Genomic DNA, 12,701 nt, shown 5'->3' with positions numbered 1-12,701 from the left:
TAGCTAATAATATCCTTTTTAAAAAAATTCTAAACTATATTACAACATTGGTTTACTACCATTCTCCAGCAATTTCTTCTACATTATGATTATTAAAAAGATTGGAATCAAAATAATTTCCTCCATCATAAAAAGTTGAGTCTACATTTATCCACATATTTTCGTCACTTAAATAAACTTGATTCCAAGCATGACCTACATACTGTTCACCATCAAATGCCTGCCCACCTATTAATCTTACTTTAAGATTTATAGCCCTTGACATAGCTACATAAAGACATGCCTTATCAAAGCATATACCTGACTTATTTTCAAAAGCACATATAGCACCACCGTCTGGCATTTTGCTGATGTCACTTCCATTTAATACCTTCTCGGCTTTATCATTGTCATACTTTATATTACTTCCAATCCAAGTATATAAAATTTTAGCTCTTTCTCTATCACTTGTAGCCTTTTCCGTTAATTCAACTGCTTTGTTATTAATATTTTCATTTGATTTTATTCCCCTATCTATAGTAATTCCATTATAAATAATAATTTCTTTAGAAGATGCACTTTTACTTAATTGTTTATTCTTTAAAAAAACACTAATACTATTTTTGCTATCTAAACTATCTTTATTAGACGAATATTCTTGTTTAAGTGCATTTTCTAAAAATGAATTAATAGATGTAGAATTAAATATTGTACTTGGTAATACTAACATTCCAATAATTATACTTATTTGAATAAGCCCCGAAGCAATTCCAGAAATCACCAGCAAAGATTTATTTTCCTTCATGATTTTTTCCTCCATAAATAATATCCTTACTCTATTTTAATTTATACCCTCAAGTAGTACCTAGTCTGATATCTAGCGGTTCTAATTCTCCATCTCTTTAAATGAGTGCTAAGAATCGCACTGCCCTAGACTAAGCCCCTTGAGGGTATAAGTTCAACTAAATTCAGTTGAAATATAAAATTCCGCCTTAAAAATTTCACTTTATATTATAATTGGTGTAGTTCAAAATTTTATAAAATATCATATTAATGTTACTGACCAATATAGCAAAATATCAGTATTAAAAATGATAGCCTGACCATATTTGAACTATACCTCATAATTATATCAAAACTTATAACATTATTGTAAGTTAATATTTACACATGTTGCTATTAAAATTCATCCAATGACATAATTTCCTTAACAATTTCATTTGTAACATCATATCCATACCCTTTAGATATTAAGTATCTATATAGCTTTCCTGAAACTTTATAATTATCATTTTCCTTCTTTTTTATGATATCAAGCTTTTTCTTTGCTATATTAAATGCAACATTTTTTTCATTTCCCTTATCTAAATTAGACAATTCTTCAGCTATAATCTCTTTTGATATGCCCTTTTGAATTAGCTTATACTTAATTTTCTGACTTCCTTGGGAATTTAATTTGTCATGTATAAATGCTTTTGTATAATTACTATCATTTATAAAATTATATTCTTTAAGAAATTCAATACTCTTGTTTATAGAGTTATCTTCATACCCTTTTAGTATTAGCTTATCTCTTACCTCTTTTTCAGTTTTATAGCTTTTTTCAATAATTCTTAAAGCAGAATTCTTGCATCTTATTAAATTTTCATGTTCTACTAAAATTTTAAGCTTTTCCGAATCTATTTCATCATTTGTCTTAAGTCCTTCTTTATAAACCAACTCTGCAGAAAGAGAAAAAGCATATTCACCATCTAAAAATAAATTAACTCTTTCTTTATTTCTCTTTTGAATTTCTATTTTAGTTATTTTTGCCATAATTTCGTATTTTCACCTTTACTTATAATTTACATTCCTTAATTAGATTTTAGTATATGAATTGTTGGACTTTTTAAGACTTTTTTACCTACTTCATTGATTTTTATTGTATCTACGTTATTCAATCTTTCCATATCCTTAACAAATTCAAATATATCTTCATCTTCTAGAGCTTGATGAAGCATATAATTACATAATTCTGAAGAATCCTCTAAAGTTGCTATTACTGCTGTCTTATGAACCTTCTTCATTATATTTAAATCCTTATCTACAATTTTAATTTTTCCATCAACTAATTTCTTCAAAGTCTCGTCAATTGCGTCCTTGGCTTCAGCTATATTTTCTTCCCCAACTGCAGTGTATATATAAAGAGTTTTTATGTTATTTGTTATTTCAAGATGAGTATAAATATCATAAGCTAATCCTCTATTTTCTCTAATTTCTCTAAATAGTAATGAATTTGAACTTTCTCCAAGTCTATGATTTAAAATTCTGAGAGGAAGTTCATCGGATTTTTCCAATTCATCAAAAGTATATAAATATACTATAGTACTTTGTTCAATATCCTTTTTATAACTTATTTCCATTACTTCCTTATTTCTTTCCTTTATAATATCTATAGCCTCAGGTTTTTCACCTTTCCACTCTTTAAATTGACCTTCTACCAATTTTATTGCGTCTTCATGATTTAAAGATGATACCATAGTTATAAGTGAATTTTTTGGAGTATAGTGCTTGGTATAGTAAGCTAATATTTCTTCTCTAGTAAATTTTGAAACATTCTCTTCAAATCCAGTTACTTCATATTTAAGAGCACTATTTGTAAATGCAATTCTATTTATATTCTTAAAACTAAAATCTTCTATATCATCCTTACTCATCCTTATTTCTGATAAAATTACTCCTCTTTCTTTCTCTATTTCATCCTTATCAAACTTTGGATTTATAACCATATCCCCTAAAAGTTCTACCGCATTCTTTAATTCTTCCATCAAACAACTAATTGTATATACAGTTGCATCATAATCTGTATAAGCATTATATTCTCCACCCAAAGCTTCTAATTCTTCATTTAACTCTTCGTCGCTTCTAGTTGTAGTTCCTTTAAATAATGTATGTTCAATAAAATGACTTATTCCTTTTTCTTGCATATTCTCATATAATGACCCTACTTTAATTCCAATATTTATAGCTGCAATCTGAGTATCTTTATTTATGGTTATTACTTCTAACCCGTTTGCTAAAGTATGCCTTTTTACATCAAAGTTTAATTTTATCATTTATTATTCTCCTAATTGTATATCTGATTTTTTGTTATTGATAACTAATATGCTCAATTTATACTTATTAATATATCTTGGTAAAATTCAATTGTATTATAACCTCTATCATTAAATTTACCTCCCATAATCATATCATAATCTAAAACTATATTCCTACTATTTCTTCAATCTAAAATAAAACCTAGTCATATTATACCTTATCAAAAGTATACTTTATAGTTTTAAAGTCATAATTAATAAAATATAGTTAAAGAAAATTATATTGATATTAACAATATTATATTATAATTTAATTAATATAACTAACAACTATATACTTACTCTTATAACTAAAATTTACTCTGATATCTTAATATAGAAAGTTAATCATAAAATTGTAATCTAATTGCCTTATTTTTAATGTATTATAAATTATGAATAAACTTTTACATATTATGAATATGAAACTTTAATTTATTTTATACAAATTAGTTTAAATAAAGGAGATGACATAACAATGAAAAAATCTATTTTGATTGTAGAGGATGAACTTAGAATTAGGTTTTTACTTAGAGATTATTTAATGAAAGAAGATTTTAATGTTTTTGAAGCTTCAAATGGTGAAGAGGGCTTATATATATTTAGCACTCAAAAAATTGATCTGGTGCTTTTAGATATAATGATGCCTATTATGGATGGATTAACTATGCTTGAAAAATTAAGGGAAGTTTCAACGGTTCCTGCAATTCTACTTACTGCAAAAGGAGAAGAAGAAGATAAACTTCAAGGCTATGATTACGGTGCTGATGATTACATGACAAAACCTTTTAGTCCTAAGGTTTTAATTGCTAAAGTTAAAGCACTTCTTAAAAGGACTAGAGAAGACTTAGATTCAAGTTCTCAAGATTTTAATGGACTTACTATAAATAAACTTTCTCATGAAGTCAAAATTGATGGAAAAGAAATAATCTTATCACCAAAAGAATATGAGCTTTTAATATATTTAATTACTAATGAAAATATTGCATTAACTAGAGATAATATTCTAGACAACGTATGGGGTATTGATTATTATGGAGATATTCGTACTGTAGACACTAATGTTAAAAGACTTAGAGAAAAATTATTAGATAAGGCAAATTATATAATTACTGTTCGTGGCAGTGGATATAAATTTGAGTCCAAATAATGAAGTACAGTTTATCTAAAAGACTATTTATTATAACGTTATCTCTAATTATTGGTTTAATGCTTATAACATACTTTGCACAAGCTTTTTTCTTTGAAAGATTTTATTCTTATAAAAAAACAATATCGTTAGTACAAGAAGTTAATAAATTTCATGATTTATACTCTCTTCATATTGATAATAATTCTGATTTATACAAAGCTCTTCAAAAATTTGAAAATGATAATAATGCTAAAGTTATTGTTACTTCTTTAAATGGAGATATTATATATCTTTCTAATAATGTTAATGATGATAAGGAGAATTTTGATACTTTAACTGCTTTTGGTACAGAACTAATTAATAATAAAGATTTAATAAATGAAGTTATTACATATTCTCAAACTAAGTATACAAATTTTGATAATAAGAGTAGTGGACTAAAAAAAATTGGAGTAGTTAGTCCTATGTCCCTAAGTAGTAAAAATGATAGCCTTATCTTTTGTGTTTCTTCTATTCAGCCTATAAAAGAAGCTTCTGAAGTTATAAGTGAGTTCTTTATATATTTATTTTTTGGTCTAATTACTGTTTCTATAATACTTGCTTTAATTTATTCTAATTTAATATCTAAACCTCTTGTAACTTTAACTTATGCTGCAAATAAAATGTCTAACATGGATTTTTCTGCAGTTTGTGAGACTAATAGAGAAGATGAAATAGGAAGCCTGGCTAAATCCTTAAACTTTTTATCAAAAAACCTTCACTCTGCACTGTTAGACCTGCAAAAGAAAAATAAAAAGTTAGAAGATGACATTGAAAAAGAAAGACAATTGGATAATATGAGAAAGGAATTCACAGCTAATGTAAGTCACGAGCTTAAGACTCCAATTGGTATAATAGAAGGTTATGCAGAAGGTATTAAAGATGGTATTGTGTCTGGTGAAGACGCTAAAATGTATTTGGAAACCATAATTGATGAATCTAAAAAAATGAGTGTTTTAGTCACTAATATGCTGGAACTTTCAAAACTTGAATCTGGAACCACTAAACCAAATCCTGAAGCCTTTAATATAAATAGATTAATTACAAAGGTACTTAAAAAACATAATCCTGACTTTGAAGAAAATAAATTTAATGTAAACTTTAATTCTTCAACTCCTTATAGCTATGTTTATGCAGATCCATTTCAAATGGAACAGGTTTTAACTAATCTTATAACCAATGCAATTAAGTATACTCCTCCAAGTAATACTATTAATGTAAATATTGAAGAAGGTTTAGATAAGTTCAAAATATCAGTCCAAAACATTGGTGTAACTATTCCTGAAGAAGAAATAAGTAAACTTTTTGATAAATTCTATAGACTAGATAAATCTAGAGAACGAACTCAAAAAAATAGCACTGGTATTGGATTATCAATAGTTAAAAATATTTTACATCTTCATAATAGTGAATTTAACCTTAAAAATATAGATGGAGGTGTCGAATTTTACTTCTACTTAGAAAAAATAGTGCCACCTGAAGATGATCTATAATATTTCATTAGAAAAATGTTGACATAAATACGATGGTGGATTTATCTACTCGCTAGATAAATCCACCATCTGCGCGTATGATTTGTCCTGTAATATATGAGGAATCTTCACTACATAAAAATACTGCTATTTTTCCTATTTCACTTGCATTTCCAAATCTCCCTAGAGGAATTTCTTCTTCTAGGGAGATTTTTTCCTCTTCTCCTAAAAATGAATTCATTTTTGTATTTATTACTCCTGGTGCAATACAATTTACTCTTATATTTGAAGGAGCAATTTCTTTTGCAAGGGCTTTTGTAAATAAATTTAATCCACCTTTTGTAGTTGAATACAATACTTCACAGGATGCCCCCACTTCTCCCCACATAGAAGAAATGTTTATTATGTTTCCATTTTTTCTTGAAATCATATCTTTAAGAACATGTTTTGTTAGATATATTGTTCCAAAAAGATTAGTACTTACAATTTTTTGAATTTCTTCTTCTGTAACATCCATAAATAATCCAATGCAGCTTATACCTGCATTATTAACCAAAATATCTATTTTCCCCATTATCTTTAACGCTTCTTCAACTATTATATTACACTTTTCATAAGCGGATATATCCCCTTTTATTATAATTCCATATCCATTTACTTTTTTTACTTCTTCTAAGGTTTCTTTTGCACCTTCATCATCACTTGAATAGTTTATTATTACACTTGCTCCCTGTTTTGCAAATTCTATAGCTATAGCTCTCCCAATACCTCTTGATGCACCTGTAATCAGTGCAACTTTACCACTTAATTTATTCATAATTACCTTTCTTTAGTGAGATTATATATATTAATATTAAATCTCTACTAAAGCCCACCACCTTTCAACTTTATTTTATATAATTTGTTTTATAAACATTAATTTTATATCATTTTAATGTTTCTTCAAAAACTCTAATTACATTTTTATAGAATATTTTTTCTATTTCTAATTCCTTAAAATTATTATTTTTAAGAGCAAAATACAATTTATCAAACTCTGAAGCATCTTTTATTTCAACTTCATTTCCTATACCATCAAAATCACTACCAAGAGCTAATACATCAATTCCACCAACATTTTTTATATGCTTTATATGAAATATCATATCTTCTATTGAAGATATACTTTTATTTCCTAAAAAATCAGAGCAAAAATTTATTCCCATTACTCCACCTTTTTTAGCTAATGACTTTATCATATCATCGTCTAAGTTTCTAGGATGATTTGTTATAGCTCGAGCATTAGAGTGAGAAGCTATAAAGGGTTTTTTACAAATTTTAATCAAATCATAAAAACCAGCATCTGATAAATGTGATACATCTGGTATTATACCTAAGTTTTCACATTCTTCAATAACTTCTATTCCTTTTTTAGTTAAACCTTTATCTTTATGAACATATTCTGCATTAGGATATCCCAATTGATTTTTATAATTCCAAGTAATTGTCAATATCCTAATTCCCATTTCATATACTCTCTTTAAATTCTTTACACTCCCCTTAATAACTTCTCCTTCTTCTATAGAAAGAAAGGCTCCTATTTTACCTAATTTTTCAGCATTCTTTAATTCTTCTATGCTTCTTACTATTTCTATTTCATTAAAGTTTTCCTTAATTTCTTTCATAAATCTACTATATAGTTTTGAAAATTCATCATATGAATCATCATTCAATTCTTGATCTACAAAAAATGCAAATACCTGTCCTAAACTTACGCCTTTTTTTAAATTTTTAATATTAACTTTGCATAATTCATTTTTTAAATTTAAATTTTCGTAAAGTATTCTAGCTGCTGTATCACAATGTAAATCTATAAACTTCATATTTGTTCTCCTCGTGCGTCTTAAAATATTTCATTTATTAAAATCTCTCGGCGTAATCTAAATATTTTTGTATTTTTTCAGGTCCTCCTGTTATACTTTTAGTAATATATAAAATATCTTTGTTACCAACTTCTATTTCCCATTTAACTAAAGAAATTTCTCCATTAGTTAGTTCAATACACGTTATTGCTGATGGAAATACACAACAACCATCGTTAAAATAAAGTCCCTTCCCAGGATTGGGAAATATATCATTATGTGTATGTCCACAAATAATCATTTTTCTTTCTTTTCGTGCTAACTTTTTAAGTATATTGTCTATCTTACTTCCTTTATCATAATTATTTGCTGGACTAATAGGAGATTTAAAACCAGCAAATCCTTCTAGAAATCTCCATACATATCTAACTAAGAATCTACTACTTTTCCACATATCACAGTTAATCCAATCAACTTGATGTCCATGAAATGCAATTATATCTTTGTTTAAAGGAGTATATTTAAGTATAACCCCCTCATAAAATTTTATATTCTTATAAAGATTAATCATTTCATGTCCAAATCCATTACCTGCAGCTTCAAAGATTTTTTCTTGTTTTTTTATAAATTCTGGATTTGATTTAACTATATCATGATTTCCAAAAACTAGACATAATCTATCATCTTCATGAAACTCATTTAATATGGTAAAAATATCTTTATAATTATAAGCTATATCCAAACAATTTATATTTTTCCATAGCTCATCCCCATCACCTAATTCAATTAAATTATAGCCATTTTCATAATAAAATCCAAGAGCAGCTTTATAAATATTTCTGTTTTGCCTTAAAGAATCTGCATATCCTCCATCCCCTCTATGAACATCACTTATTAAAACTATCTTTGAAGCTTCATCAAACTCAATTAGCTTTCCTGTTTTCAATATTCTTTCAATAAAATTCTTACTTTTTATACAATATTCACTCATAAATCAATCCTATACACTTATATTAATTTCATTTATTATATGAATATTATCCTTTAATTGATAATTTACATTAGACATATGAAATTTAATTTCATAACTTATACTTTTAGTCAATTCCAAACAAAAAAAGATGACGATAATCTATTATGTAGATTAACTTCATCTTTAACTATTCATTACTATTCATACACATTTAAATCACACTTATATTTTGAATGTCCCTTAATACTCCACAAAAATTTTTTCTATTTCAGAATAATCCTTGGTTTTAGTTAAAGCTAAAGAAAGTAATATTCTAGCTTTTGGAGGTGCTAATGTATTGCTAGGAATACAATTAGAAGATTTATCTATAGAAAAATCTTTTAATATGATTCCACTACCTATTCTTGAAGATCTTACAACTGGGATACCTTTATCCTCAAGTGCCTTAATTTTCTTTAACCAAGCTGAACTAAAAGTACCGCACCCAGCTCCTGCAATTACAAGCCCCTCAGACTTTTGAGCTAAATAATCAATAATTAAAGGATCAGCTCCAATATTAAAATATGCAATAGACACTTCAGGTAACTTAGTCAACACTGAAATATCAAATTGTGAATCAACTGTATGTAGTTTTGTAGATTTATTAAAAAAATAAGGTGTATTATCTCTCATATATCCAAGGCAACCGAAATCTATGGAATTAAAAGCATTTGTTTTAAATGTATTAACCTTTTGCACATTTCTTCCACTATAAATTCCATCTGCAAAAACAACCATAGACCCTTGTCCCTTAGATAAATCACTAGCTGCTAAAGCTACTGCTTGGTATAAATTTAATGGTCCATCTGCACTAGTTGCAGTAGAAGGTCTCATTGCGCCTGTCAATACTACTGGCTTATTTGTTTTAACAGTTAAATCTAAAAAATATGCTGTTTCTTCTAAAGTATCAGTACCATGAGTTATTACAAATCCGTCGATATCCTTCTGCTTTGAAAGTTCGTTTATTCTATTTGCAAGAGTTAACCAATGGTTAATAGTTATATCATTACTATCAACATTAGCAATTTGTTCACCATATATGTTAGCTATTTTATCAAGATTAGACACACTATCAATTAATGTTTGTATATCTAAATCACCAGCTTTATAATTAGTTGTTTTTCCAGTTTCTCCAGTGCCAGCAATAGTTCCACCAGTAGCTAAAATAACTATATTTTTAAGTTCAGAATTTTTAGAGTCAAGTAATAACATTTTGTCCCTCCTAATTTTATGTAGTAGATATAAATATGCCTTAACTTTTCATATCCATTAATTTAATAACCAAAATAGCAATCCAATATGTCATAATATTTTATACTATATAAAATAACATTATCTTAAGGTTTATTTCAAGATTTCTAGCTATAGCAACTCTTTACCTTGGGCCGCCAGATAAAGTATCAGGATAAACATCCTTCTTATCTCTTAAACCAACCTTATCTAATAAATTAATAGCTTTTTCAGTAGTCTCTGCTGAAAGTACTCTTATTACATTAATTCTAATATGTAAATAGTTTTATTTTTATTTATAAATCTATTTACATATTTATATTGTTTAATATTTAACTTTTTATATAATTCAAATTGTTAATATATCATTTCATTTGAAACGTACATCAAACTGCCAGATTTTTATTTTCCGAAAGCTGCTGCCCAATCTGCTTTGAATTTTTCAAGTCCTTGATCTGTTAATGGGTGTTTTATCATTTGCATTACTAAGCTATAAGGTATTGTTGAAATATCAGCCCCAGCTTGTGCTGCTTGAATAACATGAATTGGATTTCTTACGCTAGCTGCGATTATTTCTGTTTCTATTCCATGAATTGCAAATATATCTGCTATATTTCTAACAAGTTTCATTCCATCCATTGAAATATCATCTATTCTTCCTAAGAATGGACTTACATATGTTGATCCTGCATTAGCAGCAAGTAACGCTTGTGTTACTGAGAATATTAAAGTTACATTTGTTTTAATTCCCTCTTTAGATAAAACTTTAGTTGCCTTAAGTCCTTCTGCTGTCATTGGAATTTTTACAATCATATTCTTATGGATTGCTGCGATTTCTCTTCCTTCTTTAATCATTCCTTGTGCATCTTCGCTTATAACTTCTCCACTTATTGGTCCATCTACTATTTCTGTTATTTCCTTTATAACTTCATTAAAGTCTCTTCCTTCTTTTGCTATTAATGATGGGTTTGTAGTAACACCGCATATTACTCCCATTTCATTTGCTTCTTTAATGTGTTCTATGTTTGCTGTGTCTAAAAAAAATCTCATTTCTTTAACATCTCCTCTTGTTTTTAATGAATAGTTGGCAATGGACAATCCCGAATAAAAATATATAACTGGATTTATGCAATAAGACTGTTTTAAAGAAATTCTATATTTTTTCTTAAATTGCCCATTATCAGCTATATATTATTATTTAAAAGGTTCGTCCAAATCTGAAGTTCCAATCAAGATTTAAGACTTACCTTATAATAATTTAATTATATAACTTTAAAAATATGTTTTTAAGTACTTATCTAAAACTTTTTTGTTGATATATCATTTTAAAGATACAGTTCTTCAAATTCGTCTATATCTGATATATCCGCTAGAGATACTTCCTTGTAAATATCTATTAAAGAATTCACAGAAGTATATGCTTCTAAACATCTTTAGCTCTATATTTACATTTTTTTATTTGATAATACTCTTCTCATATATCTTATAAAGAATAATAGCTTTCTTAAATAATATCACTATTATTATTTTTGTTAAAGTATTCATAGTTTATTATAAATTACCTAAACATTATAATTATTATTTAACATTTTTTAAACTAAATATTATCAATATAGAAATTAGATACTTAAAGTAAATAATTGTTTGTTAATTTATTTTTAGATATCCTTAATTCTAGGATAAGCTTAATTATATGTTTTATATACTTTTGAGTATATTTCTTTTAAATCTTCATTTGGTGCTACTTTTTCATTTCCTATTGCTTCAGCTGCTTGGTATCGCTCCGACTCTTATAAACACTAAAGTTAGATGTATTTTTATAGGATGGATATCTCCTGTATTTTTTTCTTTTTACTTCTTCATTTTTTACGTTGAAAAGAGCTAAGGAATAGCTCCTTAGCTCTTTATTTTACTAAGTTTATTGTTTATTTATTATTCTGTTTTTTTCTCCATTAATTCTTAATTTTTCCTTATCTCTTCAATCTGACTTCGCCTCAATGTTTAGTCAAGGTTTATAGGGAATACGGTTGGTTTAGGGATGTTTTTTTATTGTTAAGGATTAATTATAGTTTGTTTAAAAAATTTTGTAGCATTTCTGCGGTAATTCCCCATATATTATAATCTTCATATTTATAAAATAAAGACGTATAACTAGCTTCCCTAAACTTGTAGTTCTCCTTATTAACTATTAAATCATATGGAAACTCTTTAGATCTTTCAACATTTATTTTACCGCTTACTTGAAGAGGCTTATGATTTAAAAGGTAAGTTAATGGAACACAAAATACATGATCTACTTCACTTTCATTTATATGAATATCATCAAAGTTTTCAATTATTCCTAAATATGGGTGAATTATAATCCCATCATATCTAACTACAGTATCTAATTCATTTACAATATTAATGCTTTTAACCCCAAGCTCTTCAAACATTTCCCTTAATGCAGCTTCTTTAGGTGTTTCATTTTCATCTATCTTCCCCCCAGGAAAGCAGATATCTCCTGGTTGACTATTTAATTTTTTTGCTCTAACTTCAAATAGTATACAGATTTTATTGTTTATTTTTACTAATGGAATAATTACAGCTGATCTTTTCATCCTTTCCCATCCATTAATATAAGATTTACTGCTTTTTATTATCTTTTTTATATTTTCCATATCCATATGCTATAATCGTCCTCCTTTACAAAAAGTATCATACTATAAATATTATACCAAATATTAACTTTAAGTAACATAAAAAAGCTATATCTCATTAATAATTATTATAACCAAGAAGGTAATTAAATTATTAGTTAGAAATATAACTTAGATATTCTTAAACTTAAAGGCAAAATTTAATGATAAAAATCTTATATCAGTAGCAACGTTTATTTTT

Annotated in this window: 11 protein-coding genes and 1 pseudogene; 2 read left to right on the top strand and 10 right to left on the bottom strand. The window is 26.8% G+C overall.

The annotated features are described in order from the left end of the window. Positions 1 to 55: 55 nt before the first annotated feature. From LLF98_RS05240 to LLF98_RS05230, 3 genes are all read right to left on the bottom strand, one after another. Positions 56 to 784 carry a transglutaminase-like domain-containing protein gene (locus LLF98_RS05240; RefSeq protein ID WP_291701567.1) on the bottom strand — a complete coding sequence of 243 codons (729 nt, stop codon included), beginning with the start codon at positions 782 to 784 and terminating at the stop codon, positions 56 to 58. A 374-nt stretch (positions 785 to 1,158) separates the two neighbouring features. After that, positions 1,159 to 1,794, bottom strand: a complete 636-nt coding sequence (recX, locus tag LLF98_RS05235; RefSeq protein WP_291701564.1) for a recombination regulator RecX — start codon at positions 1,792 to 1,794, stop codon at positions 1,159 to 1,161. Between the two features lie 38 nt (positions 1,795 to 1,832). Further along, positions 1,833 to 3,074 carry a pitrilysin family protein gene (locus LLF98_RS05230; protein WP_291701562.1) on the bottom strand — a complete coding sequence of 414 codons (1,242 nt, stop codon included), beginning with the start codon at positions 3,072 to 3,074 and terminating at the stop codon, positions 1,833 to 1,835. 499 nt (positions 3,075 to 3,573) lie between these two features. Between LLF98_RS05230 and LLF98_RS05225 the strand changes: the two genes are divergently transcribed. Further along, entirely contained in the window at positions 3,574 to 4,245 is a 672-nt protein-coding gene (locus LLF98_RS05225) for a response regulator transcription factor (protein WP_291701560.1), read from the top strand. Next, the gene (locus tag LLF98_RS05220) at positions 4,245 to 5,759 is read left to right on the top strand and encodes a HAMP domain-containing sensor histidine kinase (protein ID WP_291701558.1); all 1,515 of its coding nucleotides are present in this window, start codon (positions 4,245 to 4,247) and stop codon (positions 5,757 to 5,759) included. The genes LLF98_RS05225 and LLF98_RS05220 overlap by 1 nt, the downstream gene beginning before the upstream one ends. Positions 5,760 to 5,811: 52 nt before the next feature. Here the strand turns inward: LLF98_RS05220 and LLF98_RS05215 are convergent, their stop codons facing one another. From LLF98_RS05215 to LLF98_RS05185, 7 genes and pseudogenes are all read right to left on the bottom strand, one after another. Then, entirely contained in the window at positions 5,812 to 6,555 is a 744-nt protein-coding gene (locus tag LLF98_RS05215; protein ID WP_291701556.1) for an SDR family oxidoreductase, read from the bottom strand. A gap of 109 nt (positions 6,556 to 6,664) precedes the next feature. After that, positions 6,665 to 7,600: a dipeptidase gene (locus LLF98_RS05210; protein WP_291701554.1), complete on the bottom strand. Its 936-nt coding sequence runs from the start codon at positions 7,598 to 7,600 to the stop codon at positions 6,665 to 6,667. Between the two features lie 37 nt (positions 7,601 to 7,637). Continuing rightward, entirely contained in the window at positions 7,638 to 8,570 is a 933-nt protein-coding gene (locus LLF98_RS05205; RefSeq protein WP_291701552.1) for a metallophosphoesterase, read from the bottom strand. Positions 8,571 to 8,792: 222 nt separating this feature from the next. After that, positions 8,793 to 9,803, bottom strand: a complete 1,011-nt coding sequence (locus tag LLF98_RS05200) for an asparaginase (RefSeq protein WP_291701550.1) — start codon at positions 9,801 to 9,803, stop codon at positions 8,793 to 8,795. A gap of 166 nt (positions 9,804 to 9,969) precedes the next feature. Next, a pseudogene (locus LLF98_RS05195) lies at positions 9,970 to 10,065 on the bottom strand (peptide ABC transporter ATP-binding protein); the annotation flags it as partial. Positions 10,066 to 10,223: 158 nt separating this feature from the next. After that, positions 10,224 to 10,871, bottom strand: a complete 648-nt coding sequence (gene fsa, locus LLF98_RS05190; protein ID WP_291701548.1) for a fructose-6-phosphate aldolase — start codon at positions 10,869 to 10,871, stop codon at positions 10,224 to 10,226. 1,013 nt (positions 10,872 to 11,884) lie between these two features. Then, complete coding sequence (locus LLF98_RS05185; protein ID WP_291701546.1) at positions 11,885 to 12,487, bottom strand: CoA pyrophosphatase; 603 nt, start codon at positions 12,485 to 12,487, stop codon at positions 11,885 to 11,887. Positions 12,488 to 12,701: the final 214 nt, after the last annotated feature.

Origin of the sequence: Clostridium sp., assembly GCF_021372645.1 — a bacterium.
Taxonomy (GTDB): Bacteria; Bacillota; Clostridia; order Clostridiales; family Clostridiaceae; genus Clostridium.
This window is presented reverse-complemented; position numbering and strand designations above follow the sequence as displayed.